This is a genomic window from Sorangium sp. So ce185, from assembly GCF_051526825.1.
In the GTDB taxonomy this organism is placed as follows: Bacteria; Myxococcota_A; Polyangia; order Polyangiales; family Polyangiaceae; genus Sorangium; species Sorangium cellulosum_D.
Genome location: NZ_CP150316.1, coordinates 4,641,891 through 4,659,701, shown reverse-complemented (window position 1 = coordinate 4,659,701; position 17,811 = coordinate 4,641,891). Strand labels below are relative to the sequence as shown.

At 71.6% G+C, this 17,811-nt stretch carries 12 protein-coding genes; 3 read left to right on the top strand and 9 right to left on the bottom strand.

The genetic code is table 11. The annotated features are described in order from the left end of the window. Positions 1 to 29: 29 nt before the first annotated feature. The 9 genes from WMF26_RS17180 to WMF26_RS17140 all read right to left on the bottom strand — a co-directional run bounded on the left by WMF26_RS17180 (position 30) and on the right by WMF26_RS17140 (position 13,570). Positions 30 to 845: a Cof-type HAD-IIB family hydrolase gene (locus tag WMF26_RS17180; protein ID WP_438001208.1), complete on the bottom strand. Its 816-nt coding sequence runs from the start codon at positions 843 to 845 to the stop codon at positions 30 to 32. A gap of 194 nt (positions 846 to 1,039) precedes the next feature. Further along, complete coding sequence (locus WMF26_RS17175) at positions 1,040 to 1,924, bottom strand: PP2C family protein-serine/threonine phosphatase (protein ID WP_438001207.1); 885 nt, start codon at positions 1,922 to 1,924, stop codon at positions 1,040 to 1,042. A 786-nt stretch (positions 1,925 to 2,710) separates the two neighbouring features. Beyond that, a complete protein-coding gene (locus WMF26_RS17170) occupies positions 2,711 to 5,239 on the bottom strand; it encodes a penicillin acylase family protein (protein WP_438001206.1) in 2,529 nt (842 codons plus the stop codon). Between the two features lie 791 nt (positions 5,240 to 6,030). Next, positions 6,031 to 6,714, bottom strand: a complete 684-nt coding sequence (locus WMF26_RS17165; RefSeq protein WP_437338095.1) for an HAD-IB family phosphatase — start codon at positions 6,712 to 6,714, stop codon at positions 6,031 to 6,033. A gap of 46 nt (positions 6,715 to 6,760) precedes the next feature. Then, positions 6,761 to 7,798, bottom strand: coding sequence for an aldo/keto reductase (locus WMF26_RS17160; protein ID WP_438001205.1), 1,038 nt, complete (start codon positions 7,796 to 7,798; stop codon positions 6,761 to 6,763). Positions 7,799 to 7,975: 177 nt separating this feature from the next. Next, complete coding sequence (locus tag WMF26_RS17155) at positions 7,976 to 8,518, bottom strand: non-canonical purine NTP pyrophosphatase (protein WP_438001204.1); 543 nt, start codon at positions 8,516 to 8,518, stop codon at positions 7,976 to 7,978. A gap of 12 nt (positions 8,519 to 8,530) precedes the next feature. Next, positions 8,531 to 9,373, bottom strand: a complete 843-nt coding sequence (locus WMF26_RS17150) for an SIR2 family NAD-dependent protein deacylase (RefSeq protein WP_061625621.1) — start codon at positions 9,371 to 9,373, stop codon at positions 8,531 to 8,533. Between the two features lie 260 nt (positions 9,374 to 9,633). Next, the gene (locus WMF26_RS17145) at positions 9,634 to 11,094 is read right to left on the bottom strand and encodes an STAS domain-containing protein (RefSeq protein WP_438001203.1); all 1,461 of its coding nucleotides are present in this window, start codon (positions 11,092 to 11,094) and stop codon (positions 9,634 to 9,636) included. A gap of 295 nt (positions 11,095 to 11,389) precedes the next feature. Then, the gene (locus WMF26_RS17140) at positions 11,390 to 13,570 is read right to left on the bottom strand and encodes a response regulator (RefSeq protein ID WP_438001202.1); all 2,181 of its coding nucleotides are present in this window, start codon (positions 13,568 to 13,570) and stop codon (positions 11,390 to 11,392) included. Between the two features lie 372 nt (positions 13,571 to 13,942). Here WMF26_RS17140 and WMF26_RS17135 point away from each other — a divergent pair, with 372 nt between their 5' ends. The 3 genes from WMF26_RS17135 (at position 13,943) to WMF26_RS17125 (ending at position 17,771) form a co-directional block, all read left to right on the top strand. Beyond that, positions 13,943 to 14,935, top strand: a complete 993-nt coding sequence (locus tag WMF26_RS17135) for a formylglycine-generating enzyme family protein (protein WP_438001201.1) — start codon at positions 13,943 to 13,945, stop codon at positions 14,933 to 14,935. 108 nt (positions 14,936 to 15,043) lie between these two features. Then, a complete protein-coding gene (locus WMF26_RS17130; protein ID WP_438001200.1) occupies positions 15,044 to 16,702 on the top strand; it encodes a protein kinase domain-containing protein in 1,659 nt (552 codons plus the stop codon). 76 nt (positions 16,703 to 16,778) lie between these two features. Then, positions 16,779 to 17,771: a hypothetical protein gene (locus tag WMF26_RS17125; RefSeq protein ID WP_438001199.1), complete on the top strand. Its 993-nt coding sequence runs from the start codon at positions 16,779 to 16,781 to the stop codon at positions 17,769 to 17,771. Positions 17,772 to 17,811: the final 40 nt, after the last annotated feature.

Here is a 17,811-nt window from a genome sequence, read left to right as displayed (position 1 = left end):
CCAGAAGGAACGCACGCGCGCCGCGCGAGCTAGCGCGCCGGAGCCGCCCCGAAGATGCGGCCGATCGCGTCGGTGAGGGAGCCGTCGTCGTTGCTGCCGACGATCAGCGCCGCCGCCTGCTTGAGCGGTTCCGGGCCGTGGCCCATCGCGATCGGAAGACCGCAGGCCTTCAGCATGGGAATGTCGTTCTCGCCGTCGCCGGCTGCGACCATCTCGCGCGCGGACAGCCCTCGGCTGGCGGCGATGAGCGCGAGCGCGCGCCCCTTGTCGATCTCGCGGCGCGTGATCTCGATGTAGTTGTCCTTCGAGCGCGCGACCGTGATGCCGTCGTCGAGCGCCGCGAGCTCCTCGGCCAGCCGAGCGTTCTCGCGGCTCCCTTCGTCGGTGATCATCAGGAGCTTCTCGGTCGCGGGGCGGCTCGCGAAGCCGACGTCGATGATGGGCGCGAAGCCCACGATGTCGGCCTCGGCCCTGACGCGCCGGTCCGCGGCCTGAACGATCCAGTCGAAGCCGGTGTAGAGGTTCAGGCTGATCCGCTCGTCGCGTCCATAGCGCGCCAGGATGTGCTCGACGGTGGCTTCCGGCAGGGGTGAGCGGCCGAGGCTCTCCCCGCCGGAGCCGACGACGAAGGCGCCGTTCAGCGCCGCCCACGGGCCCGAGAGCCCCAGGCTGGCGGCGATCTGCTCCACGGAGCGAGGGGGGCGCGAGCTGATCAGCGTCACCAGGAGCCCCCGCCCGGTGAGCGCCGAGCACAGCGACCGCATCTCCGGCGAGATCGAATGATCGGACCGCAGCAGGGTCCCGTCCAGATCGAAGGCCACGCCGCGGAAGCTCCCTGGGACCATGCGCGCTCTCCTGCCTGCCGCGCGCCGTACCACGGCCGAGCGCGCGCGCGCGAGCTCTCGGGCGGCCGCCGCGCGCGGCGGCGACGGAGGCTCGGCGCGGAGAGGCGCCTGACGTCACCTCGCGGCGCGCGGGCGCACCGGGGCTCGGGCGGGGCTCGGGCGCTGGGAGCTCGCGGAGCCGACGTGGCTCGGCGTCAGGCCTTCTTTCTCGGGTCGAACTCGGTGACCGTGTGGAGCGTCTGGGTCGGCTTCTCGCCTCTCCTCGGCGGCGTGAGCCCTCCTCCGTGCAGCTCGGCGACGATGGCGGTGATGTTGTCCTCGCCGCCGCGATCGTTCGCGAGGGCGACGAGCCGCTCGCACGCGGCCTCGATCGAGGGACCCCGCTCGATCACGGCGAGCATGTCCTCCGCCGAGAGCTTGTTCGAGAGCCCGTCGGAGCAGAGCAGGAGGCGATCGTCGCGCCGCAGATCGAGCCGCGCGACGCTGGCCTTCACGTCGGGATCGAGGCCCATCGCCTGGAGCAGCATGCTCCGCATCGGGTGCTGCTCGGCCTCCTCGGGTTGGATCATGCCGGCGTCGATGAGCGCCTGCACGAAGCTCTGGTCGTGCGTGATCTGGAGGATCTGCCCGTTGCGGATCAGGTAGGCGCGCGAGTCCCCCACCTCGGCGACGTGCGCTTCGGTCCCGTGCACGCAGATCGCGGTGAGCGTCGCGCCCATGCCATGGCGGCCCGGCTGCTGCGCGGCTTGCCACACCTCGCGGTTGGCGCGCTGTACGGCCTGGAGGGTCGCGTCGTCCCAGTTGCCGCGCGCCGAGGCCATCGCCCGTCGGAGCGCCTCCACGACCAGGGCGCTCGCGACCTCGCCGGCCGCCGCGCCGCCCATGCCGTCGGAGACGGCGAGCAGGACCGGATAGGAGGCTTCGAAGGTGACCTCATGGGCAGGCGGCGCGGTCTTGGCGGCGGAGGTGAGGTGGGCGATGAGGAGCGTGTCCTCGTTGTTCTTACGGACCCGCCCGAGGTCGGTGATACCGCAGGCCTTCACGTTGATGTCCCCGGCTCCCAGTGTCGCTTCTGTCATGTGATGTCTCCTGTTTCCTCGTTTCCATCCATGAACCGACCGTTCCCGCCGAGCAGCAGGCATGGGAGCGGCGAGCTGCGCGCGCTGCGCGCGCCGCCGAACGCCGGCCGACGCGCACGCCGACCGCCGGCTCCACCGTTGCACCGTGTCGTCGCGCAAGCGAGGTCGGAGGGGCGCGCTGCGCCGGCGAGGCGGGGAATGTAGGGCGGAGGGGCGCCACCGCAGCGCGCTCGACCTGTCCAGCGGGCGCGCCGCGCGGCGAGGCGGAGCGGGAACGGCATGGCGCATCCGGCTCGCGCCAGGAGAGGGAGCTCACGACGAACCTCGGTGCGCGCAGCCGACGGGTGGAGGACGGCGTGGCGGGCCTCCTGGATTCCCTGATGGCGATAAGGCGGGAACGTAGAAAGTGTTATGCGGATCACGCCCAATACCCGCGTGGGTCGTTGGAGTGCCGTGGGTCGGTCGCTGATCGCCGCCATCGCTACGTCGTCTGGTACGGCGGCGGGCCACGTCAAGCAGGGCCTGGCGCCCTGACCGGCGGGGGCCTCACCCGGGTTCGGTGGCCGGTAGGGCGACCGAGGTCCGTCGGTCGTGGGTCACCGACCCAGGTTGGGGCCACCGACCCGGGTTGAGGTCACCGACCCAGGTTGAGGTCACCGACCGGAGGTCACCGACCCGGGTCGGGGTCACCGACCCGGGTTGGGCGGCAGGTCGGCCGGCGGCAGGTAGGGCGTCGCTATCAGGATGGGCCAATCACCGTCGGGTCGCCCGCCAGCGGCGGTCCACTCAAGGGATCGCTGCGGACGTGAACGGCATCGGGAAGATCTGACCCGACCTCCACGCCTCGGCATGATCCGCGTAATGGCACGTCCGCGGATCCCCGCTGATACCGGTGCTCATCACCCCGAGCGAGCCGTCGAGCGGGGCGAGGTTCCAGACCAGCCGCGTCGCGCTGAGCGAGTCCTGGTCGAGCGCGCCCCGCACCCCGCCTGCGGCCTCGAACTCGCCGGGCGGAAGCGCCAGGATACCGACCTTCGCGAACCAGCCGCCGATGTTCACCGTCTCCACATCGCCGGTCGCCGGGAAGGTGCCGATATCGAAGCGCGCGTCCTCGCCCGCAAGCGGGTGGTTGTAGGTCAGCTCGTGGATCCCGCCCCAGGTCCACGCGCTCACGTCCGGCCCCAGCGCCCCGCGGAGCATCGCGTCCGCCTCGCCCAGCGCCCGGCGCACGGCCTCGTCCCGCGCGACCCCGGGATCCACGCCCTCGCTGATGCCGAAATACGGCGCGCGCGGGTTCTCGAGCACGTCCATCAAGCCGTTGAGCTGGTTCGTGAGGAACACGTTGGGCGCGAAGAGCGCATATTCGTCGGGGCCGATCACGTCCGTCACGGTGTTGCGCAGCAGGATCAAGGTCAGCATCTCGTAGACGGCCGCGCCGCGGCTGCTCGCCGCCGCGTTCCCGTCCCACTGCTGCAGGGCCTCCACCGCCGCGACGGCGCTCGGATCGTCTGCGGGCAGCCCGACGCGCCCGAGCGCAGCCAGGTAGCTGTCGCGCAGCGGCAACCCGATCGTGGTCTGCGTGTCCAGCTGGATCGACGCCATGTCCTGCGGCGTGAGCGGCTGCGTCGCCGTCGTCAGACGGGTCATGATCCGCTGCGCGCGCCACGGCATGTCCCAGTAGTTCGCGAGGTGCACCGGCCGCCCCTGCGGCGCGTAGTCCCGCGGCACCATCCGGTTGTTCGCCGTCACGAGGATATGCGACGGCGGATCGTAGACCGAGGGCAGCTCGGCGTTCGTGGCGTACCCGGTCCACTCGTGCCCGCCCGTCCCCGGCACCGGATAGAGCGCGTTCAGCGGGCTTTGGCGCTGCGGCGCGAGCCCCGAGTTCTGGTAGCCGATGTGGCCGTGCGTGCCCGCGTAGTCGGCGAAGATGAAGTTCCAGCCGATGCTCTGCTTCAGCGCCGCCGCCTTGAACTGCGGGAAGGTCTGCGCCGCCGGCATCTCGAAGTAGCCGTCGACCTTCCACTCGGGCTGGCCCGCGGTCGACTTGAGCGCGAGGGTCCCGAACGCCTCCAGCCCGTCCAGACCATCGTTGAGGATCGGCCCGTGCGGCGTCGAGCGGAACGTCCGCTGCACATCCGGCTGCCCCTTCACACGGATGGTCTCCACGCGCTTGGTGACCGGCTTCCACTGGCCGTTGATGAGCACCTCCTGCTTTCCTCCGCTCGCCGGGCGGAGCGTCTCCACGTACAGATCGACGCTGTCGAAGAGCGAGAACGTCGGCACCCAGGCGATGCTCTCGGTGTGACCGCTGATGAACCCGGGGAACCCGGGCACCATCCAGCCTGCCACGTTGTACTGCCCGTTCACCTTGAGCTGGGCCAGGTAGACGGCGGACGGGGTCGCGTGGGGGAAGTGCGGATCGGTCGCGAGGAGGGGCTTCCCGGTCGAGGTGAGGTGCCCGTCCACCGCCCACGCATTGCTCGCGCGCCCGCTCACAGGCGTCATCTGCCGGAGCTGCTCCGTGAGCCGACGCGCCCCCTCCAGGCACGTCGGCGGGGGCGGGTTCACGATGGTCGCAGACGGCGTGGTCGGGCCAGGCGGCACGAGGAAATTCGAGATCGGGTTCAGGTTGCCCTGCGCGTCGAACATCGACACCTCGTTCGGAGCCTCCTTGATCAGCGTCGTCGCGACCTCCGTCCCCGCGATCGAGGCGACGGCCGCGCGCTCGAGCTTGGTGAACCACGTCAGGGTGTCGAAGGTGACACCCACGTAAATGTAGGCGAGGACGCTGTCCTCGGGCGTCCAGGGATCCGGCTGGTAACCGAGGGTCTGGAACTCGAGCGGCAGGCCGCCGCTCGACGCCTTGGCTTCGGAGATGTACTTGTTCACGCCAGCGGCGCAGCCCTGCAGCGCGCGCTTCGTCCGCGAGGCCGCCGCTGCGTAGCGCGCCGCCGCGAACGCGCGAAGGTTCTGCGCGCGGGCGAGGAGATCCTGGCCGAGGATGGCGTCGTCGTCGCCGGGTCCGTAGATCTCCGCGAGGCGCCCCTCTGCGCTCCGGCGCAGCACGTCCATCTGGAAGAGCCGGTCGCGCGCCATTGCATAGCAAAGGCCGCCGTAACCCGCCTTCTCGTCCCATGCGGTGACGTGGGACATCCCGCGATCGTCCACGCGGATGTACGCCACATCGAGGCCGCTGATCTCGACCGCGGTCTCCTTCGCCGCGGTCTGCTCTGCCAACCCCTGATCATCCTGGGCCACGCTGCACGCGGCAGCAGAGAGCAGGAATGCCACGCCGGTCATTCGCCTGATCATGCCGATCTCCTTCTGCTGGCCCCCTCGCAAGGACCGCTGTTTGCAGGTCACGTGCGCCACGCTCACCCTGGGCCGCATGCCGCCTCGCATGGCGATGCGCGGCGAGCGGCTGTCAGCACAAAATGCTGCCCCGAACGATCAGGCGATCAGACGGGTTGCAGAGCAATCACTGACAAGCAGCGGACAAGACGAACGAGCGCCTCCTACGTTGCTTTCACATGCACGAGATAAGCGGATAGGAACTAACTAATGGGATTCGAAAGTCAAGCTATTCGTCAATCACACCCTTTATACAAACACACTGTACACTGTCGCTGATGGACGCTGTCTCAAACGATCTGGGTCGCCAAAGCGCGCACGGTTTGCGCGATTTGCACGTGTTTGCGCGAGGATTGCGCGCGGGTTGCGAACGGACAGCCCGTAAAATCTGCAACCTAGCACCCAGTCGGCATACGCGCCATGCGGCACGGGCCCTGAGCTCAATTCAGACGCCCTGGCCGTTCACCGCCGCTGCTCCCGCGTTGTCCCGCCTCGTCCCGCAGTGTTCCCGCGGTGTTCCCGGCTCGTGTCGCGATGCGTGGCTCACGGGCCGCCGCCGATCAATCGATCGTCCGCGGCGCTGCTCGAGCAAGAAACCGTCGCCGGACGGTGACGTCACCCCGGGAGGTCGCTTTGCCGCAACGCCGTCTGGCACGCCTGACCGGCGCGGCGCGGCGGTGCCCCCCTCTCCTCCGTATCAGGACCTTCGAGCCCCGGCGAGGGCGTCGCCCGAGGGCCGAGGAGAGCTCGCGTCAGCCGCGTCCGGGAGCTCGCTCTCCGGCTCGGGCGGCGCCCGCGGGGCGCTCGTCGCCGAGGTCGAGCGCCGCGCAGACCTCGGTGAAGCTGTCGAACGGCGTGCACGGCACCCCGTCGCGCGCGCAGAGCACGTCGAGGGCGCTGCCCCGCACCGCGAACACACGGTCGCAGCACCGCGCCGCGGGATAGTCCAGCCGACCGTCGCCGATGTAGACGGTGGCCGCCTCGCCGGTCGCGGCCTTCAGCTGATCGAGGACGCGGATCTTGAAATCGTCGCCGGGGCCGAGCCGCACCGCCTCTGGCACGGTCACGCGCCAGCGGCCGTCGAAGACGGCATCGAAGCAAGAAAACGCGGTGCCCGGCGGCAGGAACTCGCGGATGTAGAACGGCAGCCCGTGGCTGACCACGTGAAACACCCACCCCCGGCGGGCGCACAGCGCGAGCAGCTCCTCGAAGCCCGGACGAAGCCCGGCGTGGGGGCGGAGCAAGGCCAGGAGCTCGTCCGCCGGGCGATCCACATCGGCATAGCCGCGCCGGAGGAGCTCGAGCGGCGTGATCTGGCCGCTGGCCGACAGCGTGAGCAGCTCCTTCCGCCAGTCATAACGGAGGTGGGCGTCCCAGACTTCGTTCGTCAGGTCGGCGCAGGTGATGGTTCCGTCGAAGTCGCTGAGGATGAGCACGGCCGCGGATTGTGCACGCCTTCGCGCCGGCCGCCAGCGCAGACGGTCAGACCGCGACGGGGAACGGGTTTCGCTCGGCGAACCCGGTCTGGTGGAAGTAGGGGTACGCGAGCGGCGTCTTGCTCGCGGCGTCCAGCCTCGCGATCTGCGCCGGCGTCAGGGTCCACCCGACGGCCCCAAGGTTCTGCCGAAGCTGCTCCTCGTTGCGCGCGCCGATGATCACGTTGGCGACGCTCGGCCGCTGGAGCAGCCAGTTGATCGCGACCTGCGGGACGGTCTTGCCCGTCTCCTTCGCCACCTCGTCGAGCGCGTCGACCACCCGATAGAGGTACTCCTCATCGACCTGCGGCCCGCCCTCGGCAGCCAGCTTGTTCCGGAGCCGGCTGACCTCCGGCAACGGCTGTCCGCGCCGGATCTTGCCGGTGAGGCGCCCCCAGCCGAGCGGGCTCCAGACCACCGCGCCGACCTTCTGGTCGAGCGCGAGCGGCATCAGCTCCCACTCGTAGTCACGCCCGACGAGCGAATAGTACGCCTGATGCGCCACGTACCGAGAGAGGCCGTATTTCTCCGACACCGCGAGCGACTTCATCAGGTGCCAGCCGGAGAAGTTCGAGCAGCCCAGGTACCGGATCTTCCCCGCCCGCACGAGGTCGTCGAGCGTACCCAGCGTCTCCTCGACCGGCGTGAGCGCGTCGAAGCCGTGCAGCTGAAAGAGGTCGATGTAATCCGTCTGCAGCCGGCGCAAGCTGCCCTCGACCGACCGGAGCAGGTGGTGCCGCGAGGAGCCGACGTCGTTGGGACCCGGGCCGAAGCGAAAGGTCGCCTTCGTGGAGATGATGACCCGATCGCGCCGGCCCTTGATCGCCTGGCCGAGGATCTCCTCCGCCAGCCCGTTGGAGTAGATATCGGCCGAATCGAACATGTTCATCCCGGCCTCGAGCGAGACGTCGACCAGCCGGGTCGCCTCGGCCACGTCGGTCGCGCCCCAGCTCCGGAAGAACTCGTTGCCTCCGCCGAACGTGCCCGTCCCTAGACTCAGCACGGGCACCTTGAACCCTGACCCGCCCAGCAGCCTGAATTCCATGGATCTTCTCCGCGTAATGAGGACAACCTCCGACGCAGGGAGCGGACGCCGGACTCCAGGCGCTTGCCCCTTTGCCGCGGTCGTGGACGGTTAGGAACTCCAGGGCGATCCGAAAGTCAAGCGCCATCGGGCGGCGCGCGTCGCCCCGGGCGCGCGGGCCGCGCCGCGCGGCGCCGATCACAGGCCGATGTCGCTCCGGAACGCCCGCAGGGCCTCGGTGCGCGCCGAGCAGCGGAGGCGCTCGTCGCGGTGCATCTGCCCGAGCGTCCGCGCGTGCCCGGCCGGGATGAACATCGGCTCCCAGTGGATCCCCCCGTCGCCCCGCCGCTCACAGGCGATCTCCCCGAGGACGCTGCCCGTGTAGATGCGGAGCGTCCGGCCGTCGCAGTAACACACCTTCTGGACGACCCGCGCGGCGCGCGACATGCCCGGGGGGATGATGGAGCATATCCGGTCTTGCAGCCGCTCCCAGAACGGCTTCACGAGCGGCCCCGGAAAGCCGTTCAGGTGCTCGATGAACAGCCCGCCGTGCTCCACGAAGAGCGGCACGAGCGCCAGCCGGAAGGCGGCGAGCGCCTTCTCCCGCACGACGACGTCGAGATCCGAGGAGAGCACCTCGGGCACGTCGAGCCTGAGGACCCGGAGCGGCGTCGGGCCGTCCTTCCATGCGTGGATCATGTCCTCGAGCGTGTCCTCGTTCGAGGAGACGAAATAGACCATGATCGTCGGCCCTCATCCATCCAGCGCGTCGAGCAGGTCCACCACGCTCTTCGTCTTGTCGTTCGGGTCGAGCTCGATCACGTCGATGTGCCAGTCCTCGAGCAGCGCCGGCTGGACGAGCCCGGCGCCGAAGGTCGCCCAGTAGCCGCGGCGGTTCAACGCGCGCTTCGCCCCGGGCGAGCTGCCCTCGAGGCGCATCTGCTCCATGCGATACCAGATGTAACGGATGTCCACGTCGCTGAAGCTGTAGCCGAGGAAGAGAAAGGTGTTGCTGAGCAGATCGGCCCGCAGGCGCTGATCGGGCGCGGCCTCGAGCCGGAGGCGGCCGAAATACTGGGCCTCGGTCAGCACCACGGTCTCGGGCCAGTTGAGGTCGCCATGAAACTTGATGACATGGCACGCCCCCTGGGCCGGGCAACGCGCGAAGTCGTCGAACGTGGAGAGCGCCACGGCCTCCTTGCCCGCGTCGCGGAGCGCCTCCTCGATGTGATGCTCGAAGTTGGTCGTGTAGATGGTCCGGAAATGACGGCGCGCCAGCGCCTTGTGCTGGCACGAGCTCCTGCGGCGCTCGTTGACCTCGCGCGCGTGGAAGCGCGCGCGCATCTCGGCGATGAAGCTGTCGAGCCCGCCGTCGCACTCCCGGGCGAAGAAGCCGGCGAGCTGAGGGGGCAGGCCGTGCAGCTCGAAGAGCGCAGGCTCGAAGCCGAGCGCCTGGCCCATCCACCCCATCAGCTCCCTCCACATCGGCAGCTGGAGCGGGGCGGAGAAGCCTGCGCCGAGAAAAGGGATGAGGCGCCCTTCCCGGTACGCCTGCCGGAGCGGGACCGCCGCTTGCTCGAGCGTCAGAACAGCCATCGTCGGCGAGCGATGGTATCCGCCCACCGACCTCGCGCAACCAGCCCTGGCTCGGCCAGGGCGCTTCGCGATCCCGTCCGGGCCGCTCGCTCACGGCGCATCTCGGCCACGGCGGACAGAGCAGGAGCGCCGCCGGCGCTCGGCGGCACGAACGAGGCGCTCGCTCGGTCGCCGCGCGGCGCGCGGACGGACCGGATGAATGCGGCGCGTCACGAGCGCAAGAGGCCCGCCGCCGCCCGACGACGCCTCCCGAGCTCCGCTCAGGCCCTCCGCCGGCGCGTCACGGACATCAGCGCGGCCCGCATGGTGCCGAACGTCCGCGCCTTCTCGATCCCGGTCCCGAGCTGCGTCATCGTCTGCGCCACCGCGGGCCGGATCCCCGAGATCAGGCACGTCGTGCCCAGCAGCTCGACCGCGCGCACGATGCGCAGGAAGTGATCGGCGATCGCCGAGTCCACGACGTCGACGCCCGTCAGATCGAGGATCGCCACGCGCGCCTGCGTGCTCACGATCTCCCGCAGCAGGCTCTCGGTGATCGACGCCGCTCGGCGGCTGTCGATCACGCCGACGAGCGGCAGCGCCAGCACCCCGTCCCACACCTGGATGATCGGCGTGGACAGGACCTGGATCATCTCCTGCTGCCGCTCGATCACGTTGAGCCGCTCCGTGAGCGCCTGCTCGGCGCGCACGCGGTCGGTCACGTCGCGCTCGACCACGGTCACCCCGCCGCGGCCCGAGACAGGATCCCGCAGGATCGAGAGCTTGGCGCTGAAGAACCGCTCCTCTCCCCCGTGCTCCCGGGCGTAGCTCACCGCGCGCGGCGCCCCATCCAGAGCGAGATCCGCGATCGCGCCGAGGAGCACGGCGGCGATCCGCTGCGGCATCGCGTCGCGCACGTGCCGGCCGATCGCGCGCTCGGGCGCCTCGTGGAAGGCGCTCATCTCCTTCGGCACATGATAGCTCGTGAGCCGGCCCCCCTCGTCGAGCGTGAAGACGACCTCGCTGAGCGAGGCGAGGATCGCCCGCTGCTGCGCCTCGCTCTGCCGGAGCTCCAGCGTCCGCTCCTCGAGCTTCCGCTTCGCCTCCTCGTGGTGCGCGAGGCGCAGCCGCGTCATCTCCGCGTCGAGCGTCCTGTCCGAAGGATAGACGCGGAACTCGACGGAGGCCTCGGCCTCGTCCGGCGCGCTCAGGAGCTCATCCGCCCAGCAGTTGACCCCGAGGGCGAGAGAGAGGATTCCGATGATCTTCCCCTGGAGGAACGGGCAACCCCAGCGCACCGTCGAGCCGCGCTGCATCTCGAGCTCCCAGGGATTCCGCACGACCACCACGGCGCGCCGAGACTCCTTGTCGAACACAGGGAGCTCGAACCGGCCCCACCCGCCCATGCCCACCGCGCTCCCCCAGGCGAGGAACCCCTCCTCGAAGGTCTTGCCCAGCGCGGTGACCATCGTGTCGTAGTCCTCGGCCGTGCCCAGGCTCGAGTGCTGAGCCACCATGAGGCGGAAGAGCGGGACGCCGACCTCGTGGACGAGCGGCTCCAGCATGCGATAGAGCGACGGGTTGAGCCAGAAGAGCACCGACGGCAGACCGTGGGTGAACAGCATCCCCCGGTCGCACTCCCACCGGAAACGCCCCAGGTTGAGCTCGAGGGTATGGGTGGTCCCGACGCTCTTGACAGTGACGGGCTTCTCCTCGGTCTCCCGGCTCAGGTCGTCTTGCATCGATCAATCGCCCTTCCGCTCGCCCCGAAGCCGAGAGCAGCTCAGGAGTCTCCGCCCGCAAAGCCCCGAGGAGACGCCCGGTCGCAGCGAGCGCGGAGCGGCTTTCGCGGACTCGTGTAAGGGGCCTCATCTTGCACGAAAGCGCCAGGAAGGGCTAGAGACGCCGATCTCGGAGGCCACGACACCCCGCGATCTGCGCCAGGCTCGCCCATTGGGGCCCATCGGAGGACACGCGCTCACCTCGCGAGCCCATGCGCTGATCCGGTCGGCGACGCCTCGGCGCCGAGGCCACGCGCTACGTGCGGGAGAGATCGGGCCCGCCGGGGTGGGCCAGGCGGGCGATCACCTCGACGAGCGCGGCGGGATCGACCGGCTTGGGGATGTGCATCTGGTATCCCGCGGAGAGCGTCCGATCGCGCGCGCTCTGGCCGGCATACGCGGTGAGCGCGATCGCGGGCGTCGCGCCGCCGCGCTCGGCCGGCAGCGCCCGGACGCGGCGGATCAGCGCGTGGCCGTCCTCGCCGGGCAGGCCGATGTCGCTCACGATGACGTCCGGCCGCCACGGCTCGACGAGCTCGAAGCCCTCCAGCGCCAACCCGGCGACGCGGACCTCGGCGCCCGCCCCCGAGAGGAGGTGCGCCATCAGCTCCCGCATGTCCGGCGCGTCGTCGATCACGAGGACGCGCAGCCCGGCGAGGACCGGCGGGGGGCCCGCGCCGCGGCCCCGGGGCGCGAGCGCGGCGCGCGGGGCAGCGGGCGCCTCGACCGACGGCAGGAGCGGCAGCTCGACGGTGAACGTCGCGCCCTGGCCCGGACCGCCGCTCTCGGCGCGGACCGCGCCGCCGTGCAGCTCGACGAGGTGCCGCACGATGGAGAGGCCGAGGCCGAGCCCGCCGCGCCGGCGCTGGATCGAGCTGTCGGCCTGGCGAAAACGCTCGAAGACGAGGGGCAAAAACTCCGCGCTGATCCCCTCGCCCGTGTCGCTGACGTGGATCTGGGCCGTGGCGCCGACCTTGTCCAGCGACACGGCGACGTGTCCGCCAGGCGGCGTGAACTTGACGGCGTTGCCGAGCAGGTTCCAGACGACCTGCTGCAGGCGACCGCCGTCTCCCCAGACCTCGCCGACCTCCGGATTCAGCGACAGGGAGACGCTGACGCCCTTGGCGTCGGCGGCCAGCGTCAGCGCGTCGAGCGCGGCGCGGAGGACCGAGGCCAGGCAGACCGGCTGCGCCTTCAGGGTCATCTTGCCGCTCACGATGGCGGAGACGTCGAGCAGATCCTCGACGATCTGCAGCTCGGCCAGGCTGTTGCGCTCGATGGACTCGAAGGCGCGCCGCATCGTGCCCGCGTCCAGCGTGCCCGTGCAGAGCAGCTGCGCCCAGCCGACGATGGAGGTGAGCGGCGTGCGCAGCTCGTGGCTGAGCGTGGCGAGGAACTCGTCCTTCAGGCGGTCGGCGGCCTCGGCCTTCTCGCGCGCGGCCTGCTCGCGGGCGAGGAGCGCCTCTCGCTCCTCCTCCGCCCGCTTGCGCTCGGTGATGTCGGTCGAGATGCCGCAGACGGCCCACGGCTCGTCGGCCGCGTCGCGCAGCGGGCACTTGATGGAGATGTAGGTGTGCAGGCCGTCGTCCTGCATCACGAGCTCCTCGGCCTGGAGCGGCGTCCGGGCGTCGAGCACCCGCCGGTCGTGGGCGCGGAACGCGCTGGCCTGCGCGGGCGGGAACAGCTCGTCATCGGTCCTGCCGAGGACCGACGCCTCGGTCACATGAAAGAGCCTCTCGAAGTGGCGATTGATGAGCACGTATCGCCCCGCCGCGTCCTTCACGTAGATGACGGCCGTCGAGTTGTCGATGACGGCCCGGAGGAGGTGCTGACTCTCGCCCAGGGCCGCGAGGGCCCGCTTGCGCTCGGCGCTCTCCTCGCGGAGCGTGGCGTTCGCCGCAGCGAGCTCGACCGTGCGCTCGGCGACGCGCTGCTCCAGGGCGCCGTGGGCGAGCCGCAGGGCGGACTCGAACTGCTCGCGCATCGCGATCTCCCGCTGCAATTGCGCGTTCTGCGCCGCGATCTTCCGGCGCATCGCGTGCATGGCCAGGTGCGTCCTGACGCGCGCGACGACCTCGTCGAGCTGGAACGGCTTGGTGACGTAATCGACCCCGCCGGCCTCGAACCCCGCGACCTTGTCGGCGGTGTCCGCCAGGGCGGTCATGAAGATCACCGGGATCTCCCGGGTGCTCGCGGACGCCTTCAGGCGCCGGCACGTCTCGAAGCCGTCGATCCCGGGCACCAGCACGACGTCGAGCAGGATCAGATCGGGCCGCAAGAGCTCCGCCCGCTCCAGGGCCTCCTCGCCATCCTGGGCGATCGCGATCTCGAAGCCCTGGTCCTCCAGGTGGGCGAGGATGACAGCCAGGTTGGCGGGCGCGTCGTCGACGATCAGGAGGGTCTCCGGTCGAGCGCCCTCCGGTCCGTTCACGTCCATGGGCTCGGCCCGCCGTTCGGCGAGGGCTTCGTGTCCGCGCGCAGTCGACTGTGTGATGTGCATCCCCGCCTTGCCCGCAATCCGCAGTCACAGGGGCAAGACGAGCGCGTCGCGCGTGCGCTCCTCCGCTCCCCCATGCTCCTCCTGCCTCACGCCCGCTCGCCGCTCCGGACCACGTGGAGATCGAGCCTGCGCCGGAGCTTACCAGCAGCCCTCGGACCTCCGCCACGCCGTTCGGGTCCAGCGCGCCTCGCCTCGCCGCGCGCGGAGGTGCGGTAAGGTCCAACACCCGGCCGCCGGGGTCAGCCGCTCACGCCACGCGGGCCCAGCGGTGCCGACGGCGCGATTGCCGCAGGGAGAGAGAAGATGGAGATGAGCAGGTCGGCGGTGGCGATGTGGACGGCGTCATGCCTCGCGATGGAAGGCTGCACGGCGATCGTGGGCGTGGACGAGCCGTACCACCTCGCGGACGGAGGAGGAGGCGGCGGGGCCTCGGGCGGCGGCGGCAGCGTCCCGAGGAGCTGCGCCGACATGGACGCGATCTGCGGGCCGCGCGGGGACGAGAGCTGCTGCGCGAGCCTGGTGGTGCCCGGAGGCACGTTCGATCGCGGCGACGCCGAGCCGCGCCTGGCGACGGTGAGCGACTTCCGGCTGGATCGATTCGAGGTCACGGTGGGGAGGTTCCGGGCGTTCGTCTCGGAGTACCCGGCGGCGTGGCCGGTCGTGGGCGCGGGAGCGCACCCGAAGATCCCGGACAGCGGGTGGCGCGCCGAATGGGACGACAAGATGCCAGTCGATCGAGACGCGTTGATGGCGTGGACGCACTGCGAAGATCCTTATTACTCGTGGACCGACGAGGTCGGCGACCGCGAGCTCCTGCCGGTGACGTGCGTGAGCTGGTTCGTGGCGTTCGCGTTCTGCGCCTGGGACGGCGGCCGACTGCCCACGGCGGCGGAGCGGCGCTACGCGGCGGCCGGCGGGGACGAGCAGCGGCAGTACCCCTGGTCGACCGCGGACAGCGCCGCGGAGCCCGACGAGAGCTACGCGGTGTACGGCTGCGGCCTCGACGGGTCGTGCGAGATCGCCGACCTCCAGCCGGGCGGGTCGAGGTCGCCGCGCGGGGACGGGCGGTGGGGGCATGCGGACCTGGGCGGAAACGTGTGGGAGTGGGTGCTGGATTCGTTCGCGGAGGAGATCCCGCTCGAGTGCGAGGACTGCACCGTCCTCACCCCCGACGCGAACCACATGATCTGGGGCGGGGGCTGGCGCAGCGAGGAGGAGACGTTGCTCACCTCGGCCTTCGAGGAGCGCAGCCCCGGCGGGGAGTTCGCGGGCACCGGGTTTCGGTGCGCGCGCGCGCCGTGATGGGCCCGCTCCGCCATCGCGAGCGCCGGGCTGCGCGGCGCGCGCGCTGCGCCCTGCGCCGCTCCCTGAATCCTTGACGCGACCGCCGCCGCGCGCGACCCTCCCGCCGTGTCGGCCACGCTCGCGGACGGAACGGTCTTTGCGCACCGCTATCGCGTGGTGCGCCTCCTCGCCGTCGGCGCGATGGGGTCCGTCTACGAGGCGGTGCACCTCGAGACCAACCGCCGCCGGGCGCTGAAGGTGATGCACGCGTACCTCTTCCAGAGCGAGGAGATGCGCAGCCGCTTCAAGCGCGAGGCGCAGATCACCGCGGACATCGAGAGCGAGTACATCGTCGACGTCTTCGACGCGGGCATCGACGACGCGACGGGGATGCCGTTCCTGGTGATGGAGCTGCTCCGCGGCGAGGAGCTCGGCCAGCGCCTCAAGCGCCTCGGTCGGCTGCCGCCCGGCGAGGTCGCGACGTACCTCCAGCAGACGGCGTCGGCCCTCGACCGGACCCACGCCGCGGCCATCATCCACCGGGATCTGAAGCCCGAGAACCTGTTCGTGACCCACCGGGACGACGGGACGCCCCGCATGAAGATCCTCGATTTCGGCGTGGCGAAGCTGCTCGCCGAGGGCGGCACCGCGGCCGGCCTCACGCGGAGCCTCGGGACGCCCATCTACATGGCGCCCGAGCAGTTCCGCGTCGACACGAAGCTCACGAGCGCCGTCGACATCTACGCGCTCGGGTTGATCGCGTACACGCTGCTCGTGGGGACGCCGTACTGGAGCCCGGAGGCGCTCAGCGCCGGCGACGTGATCGCGTTCGCGCTGGTGGTCGTCCACGGGCCGAAGGAGCCGCCGGTGCAGCGCGCGATGGCGCATCGGGTGGTGCTGCCGCCGGGCTTCGACGCGTGGTTCGCCAAGGTCGCGGCCGTCGACCCGGCGGCGCGGTTCCGCACCGCGAGCGAGGCGGCGCAGGCGCTCTCCGAGGTGCTCGGCTTGGCCGCGGCCAGCAGCGGACCCGTGCCCCACCCGAGCGCTCCGTCCTGGTCCCTGGCGAGCGCCCCCACGCCGGCGCTCGGCACGCCGTCGCCCGGGACGACCGCGCCCGGGATGCCGGCGCTCGCCACGCCGGCGCCCGGGATGACGGCGCCGGGGACGACCGCGCCCGGGATGCCGGCGCCCGGGATGACCGCGCCCGTGCTGATGACGCCCGCGATGACGAGCGTCGCCCCGCTCGGTCCGGAGCACCCGGCCCGCGCGCCGGGCGTGCCGCTCGCGGCGACCATGATGGAGACCTCGATGACCTCCGTCCCCGCAGGGCCGATCGCGCCTGCGAAGCCCGGCCGGGCGCCGTTCGTCGCAGCGGCGGCCGTCCTCGGGCTCGGCGTGCTGGTCGTCGCGGGGAGCTGGCTCCTGATGCGCACCGGGGCCGAGCCGGACGTGGCCGCGTCGCCGGAGGCCGCCGCGCAGGACGCCGGCGCGTCGGGCGCCGCCGTCACCCCCGCGCCGAGCGCGGCGTCGACCGCCGGGCCCTCGGCGTCGACGGAGCCCTCGGCCGCGGCGGCCGACCCCTCGGCGTCGGCCGAGCCCTCGGCCGCGGCGGCCGACCCCTCGGCGGCGCAGCCCGACGCCGCGGCGTCCGCGCCGAGCGCCAGCGCGGGCCCGGCCGCGCGCAGGCCGGCGAGCGCTCCCCCGAAGGCGCCGCCGAGGCCGGCCCCGAGCGAGCGAAAGGGCACCTCGACGCGCCCCAAGGTCCCCTTGCTCGGACGGGATTGAGATCCATGTCCACCGCGATGCCGGCTCCCTCATCGCCCACGCCGTCCGACCTCTCGCCCTGTGGATGCGCCAGACCATGACACGTTGCCTGCGCCGGATTGCCCCTGTCGCCCTCGTCCTCTGCTCGCTCGCCGCCGCGGCGCCCGCCGCGGCGCAGGACAGCGCGGCCGCGGAGGCCCTCTTCAACCGAGGCCTCGCCGACATGGAGGCGGGCCGGTACGAGGCGGGCTGCAAGGCGATCGCCGAGAGCCATCGGCTCGAGCCCAAGCTGGGGGCGCTCTTCACGCTCGCGACCTGCGAGTCGCGGTGGGGCCGCATCGCCGCCGCGTCCGCGCACTTCGGCGAGTACCTGGCGCAGTACGAGCAGCTGCCGCCGGAGCAGAAGAGCCGGCAAGGGGACCGGCCGAAGGTGGCCAGGCAGGAGCGCGACAAGCTGGCCCCGCTCGTGCCGGAGCTCTCGCTCGCCCTCCCGCCCGGCGCCCCGACGGGGACGGTGGTGAAGCGCGACGGCGACGTCGTGGACAGCGCCGCGCTCGGCGCGAGCGTCCCGGTGGAGCCGGGGGAGCACGTCGTGTCGACCCAGGCGCCGGGAGGGTCGGTCTGGGAGACGCGGATCCAGCTCGCCCAGGGCGAGAAGAAGCGGGTCGAGCTGCAGGTGAACGGCGCCGCGACGGCCCCCGCGGGCGGCGCGTCGGGCCGGCGGACGGCCGTGTACGTGGCCGGCGGCGTCGGCGTGGCGGGGCTCGTGCTCGGCGGGATCACGGGCGCGCTCACCCTGGGCCGGAAGAGCATCGTCGAGAAGCACTGCGGCAGCGGGATCGGCTCGAGCGACGAGACGGCCTGCGACCAGACCGGGCTCGACGCCGCCGAGAGCGCGAGCGCCACGGGGCTCGTGAGCACGATCGGCTTCGGCGTGGGGCTGGTCGGGCTCGGGGCGGCGGCGGTGCTCTACCTGACCGAGCCGACGCAGGGCGAGGCGACCGCCGGCGCGACGTCAAGGCGGATCCGCGCCGGGGTGCTCGCGGCGGGGCCCGAGGGCGTGGTGCTGGGGGCGAGCGGGGCGTGGTGACGCGGCAGGCTGCGCGGCGCCCGCGCGGACGAGCGCGCGC